Raw genomic sequence first — 16,781 nt, 5'->3', positions numbered from 1 at the left:
CTATCTGTTTGCATCCCATCTTGCAAATACTTCCTCCACCGCCGCCAGATATTCCGGCACATGCTGCGATTTACGGATCTTTTTGGCGAGTTTTTCGCTGTCCGGCACTTCTGCCAGCATGTAGCTCCAGAGATCTTTCATCCGGAACAGAAGATTCCGGTCGCCGGACATGGTCTCGCGGTAGTGTTCAAAGAGGGCGTCATGGAACTCGCGGATCCTCGGCAGGATGTCCCCTTTGTTTCTATTCCCTTGAGTCTGTAACTGCCCATCTGCTTCAAAAATCCTAACTCCGTTTTCAAGACGATCCGTACAAGCTTCCGTCTCTTCCTGCAAGATCATCTCCGCCAACGCCGGATTCCGGATCAGTCCACGCCCGATCATGACCGTCCCGACTGTTGGAAACTTTTCCCGAAATTCTTTTACCTTCTCCACGGTAAACAGATCCCCGTTATACACGACCGGATTCCTGCTCTCCTTCAAAATGTCCGCAAACACATCGAGATGCGGGGTTCCTTTATAAAATTCCTTCTGGATCCGGGGATGGACCGTCAGTTCATGGATCGGGTAGCGGTTATAAACCTGCATGAGTTCCGGCCACTCTTCCACCTCATTCTTCCCGATCCGTGTCTTTACCGAAACGAGGAATTCACCATTCCGCACTGCAGCATCCGAAAACACCTCATCAAAAAAGCGGTCCAGATCATCCGGGTAGAGAAGAAATCCGGAACCTTTCTTCTTTGCCGTGACCGTTCCGGACGGACATCCGAGATTCAGGTTGATCTCCCGGTATCCCATCTCTGAGAGTTTCTTCGATGCAAGAAGAAAATCCCCAGCCCTGTTTGTCAAGATCTGCGGAACGACCGGTATCCCGGCATTGTTTTCCGGCAATACATCCCTCATCTCCTTCACGCTCATCCCCTGTTCCGGTCCCGGCGCCAGAAACGGAGTAAAATATTTCTCCACACCGCCAAAATATTTGTGGTGCAGGTTTCTGTATGGATAGGTTGTAATCCCCTCAAGTGGGGCAAAATAGATATGCATGTCTTATGTTCCTCGTATCGTTCGTTTGATTTTTCATTATCGTACCACATTTTATTGCTACAGGCAAATTTCTCTCCTTTTCTCTGGAAAACCTGTCCCATTTCCACTATACTATAGGTACACGGAAAGATCATCTTTCCGCTACCACAGCACTTTCCTTCTGCGGACCTTTCCTGAGCAGCCTCCGCAGAACTGTTATGGCAACATGCGCTTGGCTTGAATATTTTTGGAGGTGTTTTCGTTATGACAGATTTAAGTATTCATGAATTATCCCTTGGATTCGCTCACGATAAACAGATGCTGACCGATTTTCTCGCAAAGCATCATTTAAATTATGAGGATGATATCGAGGCGGCATTCGGCGTGTTCGATGCCGATGAGAATCTGACCGGCTGCGGATGCTGTGCCGGGAATCTTTTGAAATGTTTTGCGGTCGATGAAAGTCTGCGCGGGCAGAATGCGCTCGGAAGTCTCGTCTCCCGCCTTGTGGAAAACCGCTTTGCCGCCGGTCATTACGATCTTTTTGTCATCACCCGGCCGAAAAATAAGGTACTCTTTACCTCCTGCGGATTCTATCCGTTAGCGGAGACAGAGTCCGTTCTGATGCTGGAAAACAAGAAAAATGGACTCGACAATTTCTATAAAAAGTTTCTTGCCGGAACCGAAGATTCCGACAACATCGGCTGCATCGTCATGAACTGCAATCCGTTCACAAAAGGCCATCTTGCACTGATCACCTACGCGGCCAGAGCCTGCGACCTGCTCCACATCTTTGTGGTCGAGGAAAACCGCTCCCAGTTCCCGTTTGCGGACCGCCTGCGCCTTGTCCGCGAAGGAACCGACCACCTTGCGAACGTCATCGTTCATCCGTCCGGCCCATATATGATCTCCAATGCGACCTTCCCGACCTATTTCTTAAAGGAAGGCGAAGACGCCGCAAAGATCCAGAGTGAGCTCGATATCACCCTGTTCGCCTCCCGGATCGCACCGCTTCTTCATATTAAAAAGCGCTTTGCAGGGGAAGAACCGTTCGATCCGGTGACGAGAAATTATAACGAAGCCATGATCCGGATTCTGCCCCGCTATGGGATCTCCTTCATAAAGATCGACCGGATCACCACCGAAGGCCCGGACGGAAAACCGGAAGTTATCAGCGCTTCCCGCGTCCGCAAGCTCCTCGCCGAGCATGGCGTAACGGATGAAGTACTTTCCCTGGTGCCGGAATGTACTGCGAAGTATCTGAAAGAAAAGTTTTCTGCTGAAAGTACGCACTAAGGCAGGAATCCGTTTCAAATCGGCTGCGCAGACGGGATTTTTGCCTTCAGACCTACTGAACAGTTACTTCTTTTACAACATGGGAGGTATCCATGAACCTGACTGACGTGATCACCGGCACTCCGGTGACTTCCGAAGAACTCCGCGCCGCGAGAAACCGGCATATACTGAAAAAGTGGGAGTTGCTCTCCGTGGGATGCGGTTCCTGCCTTGTGGAATTTTCCTTAAATATTGCCGGAGCGGTGAAAGTGTTTCCTTTCGCCCGTGCCGCGTTTCGCGAGGAACTCCGGGAATTGCAGGAAAAACTCGGCCGCTTCTCCATAAAAAATACAAAGATCTGTGAAGAGCCAACCGGCGATCACGCCTTTTTTCTCCTGGATTCCCCGGAAATCCCGGTCAAACAGTTTCTCGTCTCCATCGAGGAGAGTCATCCGCTCGGCCGTCTCTTCAATCTCGATGTATGCGGACTGGACGGAGTTTCCGTAAAGCGGCAGGATCTTCATCTCCTTCCCCGCACCTGTCTGGTGTGCGGAGGGGATGCGAATACCTGCCTGGCCCAAAAACGCCATTCCATGGAACTCATCCAGTGGCAGACGGTAAAACTCTTTAACGATCATTTCAGGGACCGCTCGGCAGATCTTGCCGCCTCCGCGGCGGTCCGCGGGCTGCTCTACGAGGTCTCAACAACCCCGAAGCCGGGACTTGTAGACCGGAATAATTCCGGTTCGCATTCGGATATGGACTTTTTTACATTTCTGGACAGCAGCGCTTCCCTGATCCCATGGTTCCGGGAATTTTTCTGTCTCGGGTGGGACCATGCAGACGAGGCGGACGAACAGATCTTTGAGCGGCTCCGCTATGCCGGGCAGCGCGCGGAGACCGCCATGTTCTCCGCCACGCACGGGATCAACACCCACAAAGGTCTTGTCTTCGCCTCTGCGATCCTCTGCGGGGCGCTGGGAAAAGTCCATTCAGGAAAGAGTCTGCCGCTTCCGGCCGAGGAAGTTCTCAGCGAATGCAGGAAGCTTGGAAGCTGTTCCCTCGGTGATCTGGCAAAACTTTCCAATCATCAGAACAAGCTGTCCCACGCTTCTTCCATTGATGTGAACTCGCAGGATAGCCGGGGTTCTATGCCGATGGACACCAAAAATCATCCCCCACAAGCTGAACCATCCGCCTTGTCGAACGGCGAGCGAATCTTCTCCGCCTACGGAATCCAGGGAGCCAGAGGAGAGGCTGCTGCTGGTTTTCCTTCCGCTGTCCGGATCGGACTTCCGGCACTCAAAAAATGGCTTGCCGCCTGTTTTTCCTTAAACGATGCGGCCGCCATGGCACTCCTCACCCTGATCTCGGAGGTCGATGACACCAACATGGTGCACCGCGGCGGTCCGGAGCTCGCAAAAAAAAGCAAAGAGCAGGCAAAACACCTGCTCTCTGCTGTCACGAATGATTCATTCAAAGAAATATTGTCTTCACTGGACGAACAGTACATCGCCATGCACTTAAGTCCCGGCGGATGTGCTGATCTCCTGGCCGTCAGCCTGATGTTCCATTTTCTGGAAACATGCGGGATGATCAGCCCTGTTATTTCATCGTCACTTCCACACCGTCGTCCTCCGTCCATGTGATCTCGTAGGTGTCCGCTGTGTAAGTGAATCCCTGGATCTCCACCGATGCAGTGTCGATCTTCTTTAAGGAAACCGTAAAATCCGTACAGTCATCCGTGTCCTCTCCCACATATTCGTAGAGGAGACTGTCCGGATCATTCGGTTTCTTCATCAGATCTCCCGAAATCGCTGACAGGCGATCCAGGCTGATTGTTCCGGAAAGACCGTACTCCGCCTCGCAGATCTTCAGTGCCTCCGCGATCCGGTGTCCCTTTTCATAAGCTACCGCGTTCTTCGCGCGCTCCACATATCCATTGTAGACTCCGATGCTCACAGATGCAAGGATCACCATGATGACGATGACTACCATCAGTTCCACCAGGGAATATCCGCCCTGATCTTTTTTCTTTCGTTCTCTGAAGTTTCTGAAATCCCATATTTTCTTCGTCATACTCTGCCCCTGCTTTCTCTCTGCCCGGAGCAATCCGATGACGCGCCTATTCTGTTGTCACGAAACCTGCTCTTTCATGTTCTCGCCCCGGTTGATCTTCATCGTTACAGTTTGTTTATAACATATGGTCATATCGCATTCTATTGTCCGAATTCCGTCAATCATTTCGATTCCAGCACTGCCATCGCGATCTTTTCCGGTGTGATCGGCAGCTCATAAAATCTTGTCCCTGTTGCATTGTAGATCGCGTCCGCCACTGCCGGGAGCGGGGTGTTGATCACGACTTCACCGATCGATTTCGCGCCGAACGGTCCCTCATTCTCATAGCTCGACTCAAAATCGATCTGGATCTTTCCGATATCCACGCGGGTCGGGATCTTATACTGCATCAGGGAATTTTCCGCGAGCTTTCCAAGTTTATTGTAGGTAATATTTTCCGTGAGCGCCATTCCGATCCCCTGCAGGATCCCGCCTTCCGCCTGGACTCTCGCAAGATTCGGGTTCACCGGCGTTCCGCAGTCGACGGCGGCGGCATAATCGATGATCTTCGTCTCACCTGTCTCAAGGTCCACCTCGACCTCCGCGGCTCCGACCATAAACGGCGGCGGAGAGATCGGGGAGCTGTTCGTCACGGTCGCCTCGAGAGCGATCCCGTTTCCGCACATGGAGGCGGTGGCGATATCTGCAAGGGAAACCTGCGAAGTTTCTGAGGATTCCGCGGATCCGCTATTTTCCGGACTACCAGCACCGTCTTTTGCAGCCAGCTCAGCACCAGTTTTTATGTCTGTTTCTTCACTCCTGCCCGGAACATTGCTGCCTGCTGCTCTCTTTTTCTCTCTCCGTACAACCTTCCCGTCAAACACGACCTCATTCTCCGGGCAGTTCATCATCTGTGCACCGAGTTTGCAGATCTGTTCCCGAACCTGCAGTGCACACTTTTCGACCGCCTTTCCCGTGACATACGTCGTACTGGACGCGTAGGAACCGGAATCATACGGCGAAGTATCCGTGTCCGCGCCGAACACCGTGATCTCATCGACAGAGCACTCGAGAACCTCCGCCGCGATCTGCGCCAGGATCGTATCACAGCCGGTTCCCATATCGGCTGCACCGATCGACAGCGTGTAGAATCCGTCGTCGTTCACCTTGATCGTGGCACTTCCCACATCGACGGACGAAATACCGGATCCCTGCATCGCCATTCCCATGCCGACCGCGCGGACCTTTCCGTTGCCCATATCGCGGACCGGATATTTTTCGTCCCAGTGGATCATCTCTTTCACACGCGCAAGACAGCGATCAAGCGCACAGCTCGTATTGACCTGACCGTAATAGGCCGACATCACGTCGCCCTCTTTGATGATGTTCTTCTCGCGGATCTCAAACGGATCCATGTGAAGCTTCGCGGCAAGTTCGTTCACCGCGGACTCCACCGCGAACAGTCCCTGTGTCGCCCCGTATCCACGGTACGCCCCGGCAGACATCACGTTCGTGTATACAACATCACTCACAAACCGGAATGCCTTCGCCTTCCCGTAGAGCGGGATGGATTTATGCCCGGAAAGTCCGACCGTTGTGGGACCATGTTCCCCGTAAGCGCCCGTGTTGGACAGCGTGTACATGTCGATGCCGTTGACGACCCCGTCCTTACTTGCACCGAGACGCACATGGACTTCCATCTCATGGCGCGGTGTAGAGGCGGTCATGCTCTCCTCGCGGGTAAAGATGATCTTTGACGGTTTCTTTGTCATCCAGGTCACATAAGCCGGATAAACCTCGCTGATCGATGTCTGCTTCGCACCGAATCCGCCTCCGATTCTCGGCTTGCTGACGCGGATCATGGACTTCGGGATATGGAGCGCATTGGCGATGATCCGGCGGCAGTGGAATACGATCTGGGTGGAGCTGACCACGTTGAGGCGTCCGTAAGCGTCGATCGTACAGAACGTCCGGAATGTCTCCATCATCGTCTGCTGACATGCCTTCGTGTGATAGACATGGTCGATCACAACATCGCTCTCCCTCAATACTTTCTCGATATCTCCCTCTCCCGATTCGTCATGGGCGCACAGATTTCTCTTATTGTCCGCCCCGACCGGAACAAGACTCTCCCAGTTGTCCTCCGGATGCACCAGGATCCTGTTGTCCTTCGCCTTCCTGAAATCAAGGAGCGGTTCCAGGACCTCGTACTGGACTTTAATGAGCTTTAATGCCCGGTCCACACATTTTTCATCGCGACCGGCAACGATCGCGACCACATCCCCGACGTAGCGGACATGCCGGTCAAGCAAGAGTCTGTCATACGGACTCATCTCCGGATATGTCTGTCCTGCCTGCGTGTACCGCTTCGCGTCCTGCGGGATATCTTCCCAGGTATAGATCGCCTCGATCCCGTCCACTTTCATCGCAGCCGTCTTATTCAAGGAAGTCACGATCGCGTTCGCATGCGGGGAGCGCAGGAGTTTTACGATCAGGCAGTCCTTCGGAGCGATATCGTCCATGTATACAGGCTGTCCGGTCACAAGCTGCATCGCGTCCTTTTTCCGGACAGGTTTATTTACATATTTCATAACTTTCGTCCTCTTTCTGTATTTGTAACAGTCTCACATCATTTGTTCTGCGTGTTGTCACGGTCCGACTGTCACACGCGCGCCTCACCGGACCGTCACCCGTTCTTTTCTTTCTTCCATGCGAGAAATGCCTGGATACCGCGAAGCTGTCCCTCGTAGCCGGAGCAGCGGCATAAGTTGCCCGCCAGATATTCCTTGATTTCCTCCGTATCCGGATATTCGTTTTCCCGGAACAGTGCCAGCGCGTTCATAATGAAGCCAGGATTGCAGAATCCGCACTGCTCGGCGCCCTGATCCGCGATAAAAGCGCCGAATTCCTTCGCTTCGTCCTGAAGTCCTTCCAGCGTCGTCACACTTCTTCCGTCTGCCCGCGCCGCAAGAACGGAGCAGGAAAGCACCGGCTTTTCATCTAAAAATACCGTGCAGAGCCCGCAGTTCGACGTCTCACATCCGCGCTTTACACTGTAACAGCCGTGATTCCGCACAAAATCGATCAGAAGAAGGTCTGCGTCGATCTCCTCCGAGATCTTTTTTCCATTTAATGTTATCGTGATGTTCATGTATGATTCCTCGTTTTTATCTGTTTCCAGTTTCTTTATGCTCCATAACGGACTGAGTTTCTTTCAGCCAGACAAAGCTTTCTTCTTTCAAACCGTTCTTCATCCGTCTGTTCTTATTCCCCAAACTTACATACCGCCCGTCTCACCAGCACCCCGGCCAGATGGTTCCGGTACTCCGCGCTTCCTCTCGTGTTGGAGCCGGTCACGATCTGTTCTTTTACACACTTGGCAGCATACTCCGCGATGTTTTCCACATTTTTGTCCTTCATATCCTCATTGGACAGCGCAAAGAGAACCGCTTTTCCCGGTCTTGCCCCGATCGCGAACCGGTATCCAGCTTCTGTCTTTGCCGCGGCACAGGTGAGGACCGGAAAATCGGTCTGCGTGTTGCGGACGGACTGGTAATCAAACGATGCCGCTTCTTTTTTTACGATCAGCCGGACCAGGATGTCCCGGTCATACGGCATTTTTGCGTACTCTCTCAACGGAATGATCCCGCCTTTGTAAAGCTCCACATAGCTGTCCATCGCCAGAAACATCGTCAGCACGTCGGAAAATCCGTATCTTCCGTAAATACTTCCTCCGACCGTCGCGAGATTCCGGAACTGGACGCCGACGATGTGGCGCACCGACTCCCGCACAGCGCCGTCCGTATACCCGTTAAGTCCCGGATCAAGTTCCAGATCTCTCAATGTGACCATGCAGCCGATCCGGAATTCATCCTCCGTCTCCTCGATCGTGTCAAGTCCGAGCCCGGACAGGTCGATCGCCGTACCGATCTGCATCTTTCCCATCTTCAGCCAGACCATGCCGCCCAGGACCCGGTTGCTCTTTTTCTGGTTTAACTGCCACGCCTCTTCCAGGCTTTCCGCTTTTTTATATTCCCTGATGACTCTCATACCATTGCTCCTCATGATCCCTCAGAATATGCAGTTGTTCCCGCCTTTTCCTGCTCTCAAAAAAGTCCGGATCCCTGTATTCTGAAGCGTTCTTCAAAAATTACTTTTATTTTAACATACTTTCTGCTATAATTCCGTTATAGTCGGAAAAATACAACGATATTCCAGCAAAAAAAGATCGAAAGAGGACAAAAGATTATGAAAAAAAATCTCAAACAGCTCTCCTCTCTGCTCTTAGCTCTCGCATTATCTGTGAGCGTAACTGCATGTGGAAGCAACACCGCATCAACAACAACTGCTGCCGCTGAGACGACCGCAGAATCCACCGAAGCAGCTTCTGAATCCGCTTCTGAGACTTCCGAGGCCGCTGTCTCCGACATGGAAGTCACCTATCCGGTTACCATCACCGACCATCTCGGCCGTGAGGTTACGATCGAGAAGCAGCCAGAATCCTTTGTCAGCGGCTACTATATCTCCACAAGCCTGATGATCGCGCTTGGTCTTGACGACAAGTTAGTCGGCGTCGAGGCAAAAGCGGACAAAAGAAATATCTATAAACTCAGCGTTCCGGAGCTCACAAGTCTTCCGTCCGTCGGAACCGCAAAAGAGTTCGATCTGGAAGGCTGCGCAGCATTAAAGCCGGATCTTGTAATTGTTCCTGTGAAATTAAAGGATTCCATCCCGGCAATGGAAGAGCTCGGTCTCACCGTGATCGCTGTCAATCCGGAGGATGACGCAAAGCTGATGGAGACGATCGACATGATCTCCACCGCAGCAAACGTAGTAGAAAAAGGACAGACACTCGAATACTGGATCTCTGATACCACTGCAGAGCTTGTCCAGTCTCTCGAGGGAAAAGAAACTCCGTCCGTATATCTTGCAGGAAACAGCGCTCTGTTACAGACTGCTGGTCCGGAAATGTACCAGTCCACTCTGATCGAGCATGCAGGCGGCGTCAATGCAGCTTCTGAGATCACAGATACCTACTGGGCTGATACTTCCTACGAGCAGATCCTTTCCTGGAACCCGGATTACATCATTCTCGCAGCAGATGCAGACTACGATGTGGACTCCGTTCTGAACGATTCCGCTCTTGCTGACTGCACAGCCGTAAAAGAAGGACATGTTTACCAGATCCCGAGCGACATCGAGGCACTCGATTCCCCGGTTCCGGCAAGCTTTTTAGGAAGCTACTACGTCGCTTCCGTTCTTCACCCGGACGTTGTAACTGAAGACGATTTCAAGACAGCAGAGAAGAATTTCTATGAAACATTCTATGGATTCACTCCGGAAAGCGCAAACTAATTCCAACCGAACCATGGCAACCTTAACACTGGCGATGACTTTTATGGTCATCGCCTTTGTTTCTGCCCTGAGTACCGGAAAATATCCGATCACATTATCTGGCCTGGCTGCCGGGGATCCGATGGCGCTCCGTACCTTCACGGTTCTCCGCCTGCCGCGCGCTGTCATGGGACTCGTCGGCGGTTTTGGACTCGGGAGCGCAGGATTTGTCTACCAGACGGTCTTCCGGAATCCGCTGGCATCCCCCGACATCATCGGTGTCTCCTCCGGAGCCAGTGCCGGTGCGGCTTTCGCGATCCTGTTCGTCTCCGCCGCCGCGCCGTCCACAACGCTCTTCGCATTTTTCGGTGCTCTTCTCGCCGTCTGCCTTTCCCTCGGGCTCACCGCTCTCTCCCCGGTCCGGGACCATTCTTCCATCGTTCTCGCGGGGATCGCGGTCCATGCTCTCGCACAGACCGTTCTCATGCTCTTAAAGCTCACGGCAGATCCGGAAAAACAGCTCGCCTCGATCGAATACTGGATCATGGGAAGTCTCTCCGGCGTCACCGCATCGAAAATCCCGTTTCCGGTCGTGATCATCCTGATCTCCTCCGCGCTGGTCTTCCTGCTCCACCGCCATCTTCTGGCACTCTCGGTCCGTGAGGATGAGGCCCGCATGCTCGGCGTATCTGTCCGGAAAACACGTTTTTTCGTTCTTTTTCTCGCCACACTCACCGTCGCAGCCGCTGTCAGTGTGACCGGACTCATCAGCTTCGTCGGTCTTCTCGCTCCGCACACGGCAAGACTCCTGACCGGGCATAACCGGAAGTCCGCATGCTTTCTCAGCGGTCTCATCGGGAGTTTCCTGCTCCTGACCGCGGATATTCTTGCAAAATCACTCGCTGCAGTGGAGCTTCCTGTCAGTATCTTTACTTCGCTCCTCGGAGCGCCGTTTTTGATCTATCTGATCCTCTCGGAAAGGAGGCGCTGATCATTATGTCTGAACATGTTTCCATTCAGGACCTCTCCGTCTCTCTGGGCGGTCATCAGATCCTAAACCATCTTTCCCTTTCGGTTGAAAATCCCGGGCATATGATCGCGCTTCTCGGACCGAACGGGAGCGGAAAGACTACCCTTTTGCGGGCCATATGCGGAGAGCTTTCCCACAGCGGCCATGTTCTCCTGAACGGGCAGGACCTCACAGCTCTCTCTCCAAAAGCTCTCGCAGGACTCGTAAGTTATATTCCGCAGCAGAGCGGGATCTCCATTTCCATGAGTGCGCTGGATGTTGTGCTCATGGGATTTTACTCCCGGTTGAAACTCTTCGAACAGCCGTCTGCCAAGATGCGGGAGGCAGCCCTCCAGGCGCTCGCTTCCGTCGGAATGGACGATTTTGCGAATCGGGATTACTTAACACTCAGCGGTGGGGAACAGCAGCTCGTGATCCTGGTGAGAACACTCATTGAAGATACTTCGCTCCTGCTCTTTGATGAGCCGGACAGTTCGCTGGACCTTGGGAATAAGTACCGGATGATGGGGCTGATCGCAGATATCGTACAGGCGGCACAGGGCGGTAGATCTGCTTCCCCTGCCTTTTTTCCCTATAAAAAAGAACCTGTCTCGACACATTCTCACACTGGGCCCGATTGTTTGCAACAATCTCACTCTTTGCGTGAATGCACATCATTGGCATGTAGCGCCGATGAACCAGATGGGCTATCTTACTCAACCGGAAAAATTCTCACAGAAAAAACTGCAATTCTCTGTCTCCACGATCCGACACTCGCACTCGCATACTGTGATATCCTGCTGCTCCTAAAGGACGGCACGCTGATCCACACGCTGCATCCGAAGACGGATCCTGTCTCCGTCATGGAGCAGGCTTTTTCTGAGATCTACGGGGAGGTGCGTCTGGTTCCGCTTCCTGATCCATCAAAATGCGCAGGGAATCGACTCGTTCTCCTGCCGGTTTTATAGCTATAGCCCCGTGATCCTGGTTGTATTTTCCATAAAACCGGCTCATGATCCTGTTCATAGGAAACCTCTGGATTTTCCTCATGATCCCTGCGCACCATACCACTGATGTACCCGAAAGAAGGTGATCTTTTCATGAAATCTGACATCCGCGTCTTTCTATGTGACAACGACAATCTCCGCTTCTTCGGTGAAGGTCCCTGCCGCCTGCTCCACCTGATCGAGGAGACCGGTTCGCTGCGGGCGGCAGCCCTCTCGATGGGGATGGCATACACAAAAGCGCTCCATCTCATGAAGCGTGCGGAAAAGAATCTTGGTTTTTCACTGACCGCCAGAACGATCGGCGGAAAAGGCGGCGGCGGGAGTGTCCTGACACCGGAAGCAAAGGAGTTTTTACATGATTATGAAACCTGGCGGAACGCCTGCATTCAGAGCAGCCGCGAGCTCTATACTCAGATCTTTTCTAAATATAGCCGAAACAACAGCGGCGCAGACGGCGCAAGAGAATTCCCTGGGAACTGATAGCGATCCGGTTCCGGTCAAAAAGCGGCATCTAATCATCACCGGAAGCCGCAGAAGTGGGAAGAGCACACTGCTGCGGGAAATTCTGACATTGCCGGATTTTCCGGCTGATACGATTTCCAGTGAAATATCTGAAAGTCTCCGGAATCCTGTCTCCGCCGACTCCTCTCTGCCCGGATCCTGCCTGCCGGTGTTTCACGGATTGCGAAGACATATCTCAGACATTCCGTTTTTGCCTGGTCAAGCCGAATCCCGCCTGCAGATGTTTCCCGGCTTTACAACACATGCTTTCAAACAGGATCGCGTTGAGCTGACTGACAATCTGACCGGAGAAACCTCGCGGATCGGAATTTACCGTCCAAAGTTCTCTTTCCATGCCTTTCCGGCAGATTCTGATTCCGGAAAATCGGCGGCTTCATCCGCTTCTTCCGGCAATCAGATGGTTCCGGATCTCAACGGTTTTCTCGGCGGCGGTCTTGCTTCCATAAAACGGGCGATCGACTCTCCCGCCGCTTTCGCCGTCATCGACGAACTCGGCTACCTTGAAAGCTCCTGCCCGGAATTCTGTGATGCCATTTTCCACCTGTTCGATACAAAGCGGGTGATCGCTGTTCTCCGCAGCCAGTCCACGCCGTTCCTCGACGCCCTGCGTGCCAGAGACGATGTCTATGTCTATGACCTTGACCATCCGGTTCTCCCCGTCGGCTGTGTGATCATGGCATCGGGGCTTGGAAAACGATTCGGGTCCAACAAACTGATGGCTGATTTTAACGGAAAACCGCTGATTACCCGGATCCTGTCCGCCACAGACGGACCGCTCTTCGCGGCACGGATCGTCGTGACGAGATCTCCGGAGGTCGAGTCTCTCTGCCGGGAGCGCGAGATTCCGGTCCTGCTCCACACGATGCCGTACCGGAACCACACGGTAAAACTCGGTCTCTCCGCGCTGTTGGGAAAAAATCCAGATCTCGCCGGATGCATATTTGCACTCGGGGACCAGCCGCTTCTCTCGCAGGAAACGATCGAAGCGATGGTATTGACATTTGCTACTCAAGCTTATCGTTCGTGCGGCGAAATTCTTCGGCTCGCATCAATGGAGCATGGAGAGGTCAAATTCCCCGGGAACCCGATCCTCTTTGATCGCCGGTATTTCAATGAGCTTCTCACACTCCCGGACAACTCCGGAGGAAATGTACTCCTGAAAAAATATCCGCAACATGTCCGTTATTTCCCGGCTGCCTCTCCGCTGGAGCTTGCAGATGCCGATACACCGGAGGAATTGGAATATCTGAAAAATTTTTAGAAGTCTCTAATGTTTTTTCTTCATGTACCACAACAAGTGAAAACACGCTTCACGAGTTTTCCCCTTGTTATCGCGACAGTCGCCAGGGTCTCGCGCAAGCGCAGACTTTGGCTCGTTGTTCGCGTAAATAAAACCGGAGATCATCCAGGACATACATTCATCCTGGATCACCTCCGGTTTCTTTTTATCATTCTATTATCTTTTTATCTCTGACCTCTACAGGTTCTTATCATCCTTCGGAAGCAGCAGGTTTAACAGGATCGCAACCAGCGCCGCCGGAACGATTCCGGAACCGCCGAAGATCAGCTGGACAGCCTGCGGTGTCTGCGCAAGAATTGCCGTGTTCGCTCCCATTCCATATCCGACACCGAGTGCGACTGACACGATCGTCAGATTTCTCGGAGTCATATGTTCCTTTGTGATCAGCTGGATTCCGCTGACAACGATCGAGGAGAACATCATGACTGCAGCGCCTCCTAAAACAGCCTGCGGCATGATGGAGATGATCGCACCAAGCTTCGGGATCAGTCCGCAGAGGATCAGAAAAACTGCTCCTGATGCCAGAGCTGTTCGGTTTACGATCTTCGTCATCGTCACAAGTCCCACATTCTGGCTGAAGGAAGTATTCGGCAGAATTCCAAATAATGCTGCAAAAGAAGAACCGATTCCGTCACAGATCACGCCGCCGGAAAGTTCTTTGTCGGTTGCCTCCCGGTCCATTCCGCCTTCAATAACGCCGGAAATATCACCGACTGTCTCAACAGCGGTCACGATAAACATGATGATGATCGGTGCGATCGCACGGACATCAAAGACCGGCCTTACCGGAAGAAATTCCGGGATACTGATCCAGCTGGCTTCCGCCACTTTATTCCAGTTTAATACCCATGCTTTTGTATATTCTGCTCCATCCGCGGTAATCCCTGAATTCGGAAGGAGCAGTCCCATAATAACCGCTGCCGCATATCCGGCAATGATCCCGATGAGGATTGCAGAGTTGCTCGCAAGACCTTTCGTCCAGTGTTTCACCATGAGGATTACGATCAGTACGAACAGCGCCAGCAGCAGATTTTCCGCCGATCCAAAGTCTTTTGCACTGCTCCCGCCGCCAAAAGAATTCACTCCGACAGAAATCAGGGACAGACCGATCGATAAAACAACGGTTCCGGTTACGACCGATGGAAAAAATTTCCGCAGTGGCTTGATAAAAGCACCGAGAACTCCCTCAAAGAGACCTCCGATGATCGACGCTCCCATGATCGCGCCGTATGTTGCAACTCCGCCGCCCATTGTATCTGCGACACTCTTAAATACGCCGATGAATCCGGAGCTTGTTCCCATGATGATCGGGACTTTTCCTCCGATCGGTCCGATCGCATAGAGCTGTACCAGAGTCACAACTCCTGCGACAAACATCGCATTCTGCAGAAGGCTGACCTGCAGATGTGCAAATTCTTCGCTTCCGCTGATCCCACACGCACCGCAGATGATCAGAAGCGGTGTCAGGTTGCCGACGAACATCGCAAGGACGTGCTGGAGTCCTAACGGGATTGCCTGCTTCAACGGCATTTTTCCATAAAATTCATAGGGTGCCCGGTTGGATGTGTTTTCTTCACTCATACATTTTCTCCTTTACGTAAAGTTCCGGTTCTTCTGTTATCATTCTGCCAGACAGTGAGACCGGATTCTTTTTGTTTTTTCTGCCACGATCTGCGATCGGGTTCCCATTTCCGCAGTCTTATTAGCAGTATTTATGTAGTGCATCGTTATTATAAGCACAAGTTTGAAAGATGTAAATACGTAAATGAAAAAAATTTCATTTAAACCTTACAACAGTTGTAGCGTCAATGTTTTTATTGCTGGTATAAGCACTGGTAAATCATGGCCAAATATGCTATCCTAAATTGATCAGATACCAGGGTCAAAAGGTCGGAAATCTGATGCAAGCTTGCTTGCGAGAGGATTTTCGAACTCTTGACCCGCCAAAAACATGAATTAGTAGCCATTTTTCGTAGAAAAATGAGCGGATTATGAATGTTTTTGAGGATTGCGGGAGTGCAAAGCACGGAGCAATCCGGTATCATAGGGGGCAAAAGACCTTTTGACCCCAACATCTAGATCATTTATCACGATAACCAAGAAAGGTCTATACATACAATGGAACCATACTACTATAACCACATGGACCGGGAACGCCAGTCCGTCTACCGCGCCATGCACCAGGGACTTTTGAGTCTCGCTGACTCATTTCAGGTCCCGAAGATCGACGGTCATGCGCTGAGCGACATCTTCTTTGAACTCCGCCTGGACCACCCGGAACTCTTCTGGGCCGCAAGCTTCAAATATAAATATTACGCAGACTCTCCCAATCTGATCTTTATTCCGGAATATCTCTTCGAAAAGAGCAAGATCAAAGATCATCAGAAAGCGATGAATGCTCGGGTAGAAAAACTTGCCCGTCCGGCTGCAAAGCTTTCCGAAATCGAGAAAGAAAAATATATCCACGATTTCATCTGTGAAAACATTCATTACGATAAGCTGAAAAAGCCGTACTCCCACGAGATCATCGGTCCCCTCGGACACGGCGTCGGCGTCTGTGAGGGAATTGCCAAATCCGTCAAGATCCTCTGTGATGCTCTGGGAATCTGGTGCATGATCGCCCTGTGCGGGAATAATCCGGAAAAAGGCATCAAATACCGCCATACCTGGAATATCGTAAAGATTGGAAAAACTTATTATCACCTCGATGCAACCTTCGACAACAGCCTCGGAAAATGCTTCGAGACCGGTGCGGAGATCCGATATGACTACTTTAATCTCGATGATAAAGCCATCTTCCGTGACCATGAACCGCTGATTGCCCCGGCTCCGGCCTGCACCGACGGCGATCATTTTTACTACAAGGAGAAAAAACTCTCCTTCACAAAGCAGGAGGAAGTCTACAAACGTGCCCTACAGACTGCGAAGAAAAACAGGACCTTCACCTTCCACTGGCGAGGCGGCTATCTGACCCGCGAAGTCTTAAAAGAGCTGATCGAACTCATCGAAAAAGCCGGAACCGAGCAGAATAAGACCGCCCACATCCAGCTAAACTGGCCCCAGGCTGTACTCAGGTTCCACTACGCTGATGATGTTTCACAGGCTGTCGTCACGATGGACGAGGCGAATGAAGGGGAAGATGGTACCATGTTATCTGACATATAAGTTATCACATAATCTCTACTTTCTTGCTAATATCCCGCGCAATATTAGCAAGAAAGTACACTACAAAAAACCGCCCGCTGCCAGCAACTTT

General features: G+C 51.9%; 14 protein-coding genes. 8 read left to right on the top strand and 6 right to left on the bottom strand.

What is annotated here, in order from left to right; all coding sequences use genetic code 11:
* The gene (locus tag ACI3EW_RS02700; protein WP_329751794.1) at positions 1–1,041 is read right to left on the bottom strand and encodes a tRNA dihydrouridine synthase; all 1,041 of its coding nucleotides are present in this window, start codon (positions 1,039–1,041) and stop codon (positions 1–3) included.
* A 243-nt stretch (positions 1,042–1,284) separates the two neighbouring features.
* On the opposite strand from ACI3EW_RS02700, the gene citC reads away from it, so the two are divergent.
* Complete coding sequence (gene citC, locus ACI3EW_RS02695; RefSeq protein ID WP_118530080.1) at positions 1,285–2,316, top strand: [citrate (pro-3S)-lyase] ligase; 1,032 nt, start codon at positions 1,285–1,287, stop codon at positions 2,314–2,316.
* A gap of 92 nt (positions 2,317–2,408) precedes the next feature.
* Positions 2,409–3,944 carry a triphosphoribosyl-dephospho-CoA synthase gene (locus ACI3EW_RS02690; protein ID WP_405582314.1) on the top strand — a complete coding sequence of 512 codons (1,536 nt, stop codon included), beginning with the start codon at positions 2,409–2,411 and terminating at the stop codon, positions 3,942–3,944.
* Here ACI3EW_RS02690 and ACI3EW_RS02685 read toward each other — a convergent pair.
* The 4 genes from ACI3EW_RS02685 to ACI3EW_RS02670 form a co-directional block, all read right to left on the bottom strand.
* Positions 3,901–4,374, bottom strand: coding sequence for a type IV pilin protein (locus ACI3EW_RS02685; protein ID WP_118530084.1), 474 nt, complete (start codon positions 4,372–4,374; stop codon positions 3,901–3,903). The genes ACI3EW_RS02690 and ACI3EW_RS02685 overlap by 44 nt on opposite strands.
* 161 nt (positions 4,375–4,535) lie before the next feature.
* On the bottom strand, positions 4,536–6,944 hold the full coding sequence (locus ACI3EW_RS02680) for a xanthine dehydrogenase family protein molybdopterin-binding subunit (RefSeq protein WP_405582311.1): 2,409 nt from the start codon (positions 6,942–6,944) through the stop codon (positions 4,536–4,538).
* Between the two features lie 95 nt (positions 6,945–7,039).
* Positions 7,040–7,504, bottom strand: coding sequence for a (2Fe-2S)-binding protein (locus ACI3EW_RS02675; protein ID WP_118297480.1), 465 nt, complete (start codon positions 7,502–7,504; stop codon positions 7,040–7,042).
* A 113-nt stretch (positions 7,505–7,617) separates the two neighbouring features.
* Complete coding sequence (locus tag ACI3EW_RS02670; RefSeq protein WP_485663261.1) at positions 7,618–8,403, bottom strand: FAD binding domain-containing protein; 786 nt, start codon at positions 8,401–8,403, stop codon at positions 7,618–7,620.
* A gap of 198 nt (positions 8,404–8,601) precedes the next feature.
* On the opposite strand from ACI3EW_RS02670, the gene ACI3EW_RS02665 reads away from it, so the two are divergent.
* The 5 genes from ACI3EW_RS02665 to ACI3EW_RS02645 all read left to right on the top strand — a co-directional run bounded on the left by ACI3EW_RS02665 (position 8,602) and on the right by ACI3EW_RS02645 (position 13,486).
* Positions 8,602–9,708 (top strand): ABC transporter substrate-binding protein, encoded by a 1,107-nt coding sequence (locus tag ACI3EW_RS02665; RefSeq protein WP_405579220.1) that lies wholly within the window; start codon positions 8,602–8,604, stop codon positions 9,706–9,708.
* Positions 9,668–10,678: a FecCD family ABC transporter permease gene (locus tag ACI3EW_RS02660; RefSeq protein ID WP_405579217.1), complete on the top strand. Its 1,011-nt coding sequence runs from the start codon at positions 9,668–9,670 to the stop codon at positions 10,676–10,678. The genes ACI3EW_RS02665 and ACI3EW_RS02660 overlap by 41 nt, the downstream gene beginning before the upstream one ends.
* Before the next feature lie 5 nt (positions 10,679–10,683).
* Positions 10,684–11,664, top strand: coding sequence for an ABC transporter ATP-binding protein (locus ACI3EW_RS02655; RefSeq protein ID WP_405579214.1), 981 nt, complete (start codon positions 10,684–10,686; stop codon positions 11,662–11,664).
* A gap of 132 nt (positions 11,665–11,796) precedes the next feature.
* Positions 11,797–12,183 carry a winged helix-turn-helix domain-containing protein gene (locus ACI3EW_RS02650; protein ID WP_118530094.1) on the top strand — a complete coding sequence of 129 codons (387 nt, stop codon included), beginning with the start codon at positions 11,797–11,799 and terminating at the stop codon, positions 12,181–12,183.
* Between the two features lie 232 nt (positions 12,184–12,415).
* The gene (locus ACI3EW_RS02645) at positions 12,416–13,486 is read left to right on the top strand and encodes an NTP transferase domain-containing protein (RefSeq protein WP_405579211.1); all 1,071 of its coding nucleotides are present in this window, start codon (positions 12,416–12,418) and stop codon (positions 13,484–13,486) included.
* 216 nt (positions 13,487–13,702) lie between these two features.
* Here the strand turns inward: ACI3EW_RS02645 and ACI3EW_RS02640 are convergent, their stop codons facing one another.
* Positions 13,703–15,106, bottom strand: coding sequence for a uracil-xanthine permease family protein (locus ACI3EW_RS02640; RefSeq protein ID WP_118530098.1), 1,404 nt, complete (start codon positions 15,104–15,106; stop codon positions 13,703–13,705).
* 537 nt (positions 15,107–15,643) lie between these two features.
* Here ACI3EW_RS02640 and ACI3EW_RS02635 point away from each other — a divergent pair.
* Complete coding sequence (locus ACI3EW_RS02635) at positions 15,644–16,690, top strand: transglutaminase domain-containing protein (RefSeq protein ID WP_118321689.1); 1,047 nt, start codon at positions 15,644–15,646, stop codon at positions 16,688–16,690.
* Positions 16,691–16,781 lie beyond the last annotated feature (91 nt).

Source organism: Pilosibacter rotomagensis (assembly GCF_045062245.2).
GTDB lineage: Bacteria > Bacillota > Clostridia > Lachnospirales > Lachnospiraceae > Pilosibacter.
The sequence above is the reverse complement of the archived record's forward strand: the minus strand, read 5'-3'. Positions and strand labels throughout refer to the sequence as shown.

Coding starts and splice junctions, on each gene's coding strand:
- ACI3EW_RS02700 (WP_329751794.1), bottom strand. CDS start 1,041: ATGCATATCTATTTTGCCCCACTTGAGGGGATTACAACCTATCCATAC.
- citC (WP_118530080.1), top strand. CDS start 1,285: ATGACAGATTTAAGTATTCATGAATTATCCCTTGGATTCGCTCACGAT.
- ACI3EW_RS02690 (WP_405582314.1), top strand. CDS start 2,409: ATGAACCTGACTGACGTGATCACCGGCACTCCGGTGACTTCCGAAGAA.
- ACI3EW_RS02685 (WP_118530084.1), bottom strand. CDS start 4,374: ATGACGAAGAAAATATGGGATTTCAGAAACTTCAGAGAACGAAAGAAA.
- ACI3EW_RS02680 (WP_405582311.1), bottom strand. CDS start 6,944: ATGAAATATGTAAATAAACCTGTCCGGAAAAAGGACGCGATGCAGCTT.
- ACI3EW_RS02675 (WP_118297480.1), bottom strand. CDS start 7,504: ATGAACATCACGATAACATTAAATGGAAAAAAGATCTCGGAGGAGATC.
- ACI3EW_RS02670 (WP_485663261.1), bottom strand. CDS start 8,403: ATGAGAGTCATCAGGGAATATAAAAAAGCGGAAAGCCTGGAAGAGGCG.
- ACI3EW_RS02665 (WP_405579220.1), top strand. CDS start 8,602: ATGAAAAAAAATCTCAAACAGCTCTCCTCTCTGCTCTTAGCTCTCGCA.
- ACI3EW_RS02660 (WP_405579217.1), top strand. CDS start 9,668: ATGAAACATTCTATGGATTCACTCCGGAAAGCGCAAACTAATTCCAAC.
- ACI3EW_RS02655 (WP_405579214.1), top strand. CDS start 10,684: ATGTCTGAACATGTTTCCATTCAGGACCTCTCCGTCTCTCTGGGCGGT.
- ACI3EW_RS02650 (WP_118530094.1), top strand. CDS start 11,797: ATGAAATCTGACATCCGCGTCTTTCTATGTGACAACGACAATCTCCGC.
- ACI3EW_RS02640 (WP_118530098.1), bottom strand. CDS start 15,106: ATGAGTGAAGAAAACACATCCAACCGGGCACCCTATGAATTTTATGGA.
- ACI3EW_RS02635 (WP_118321689.1), top strand. CDS start 15,644: ATGGAACCATACTACTATAACCACATGGACCGGGAACGCCAGTCCGTC.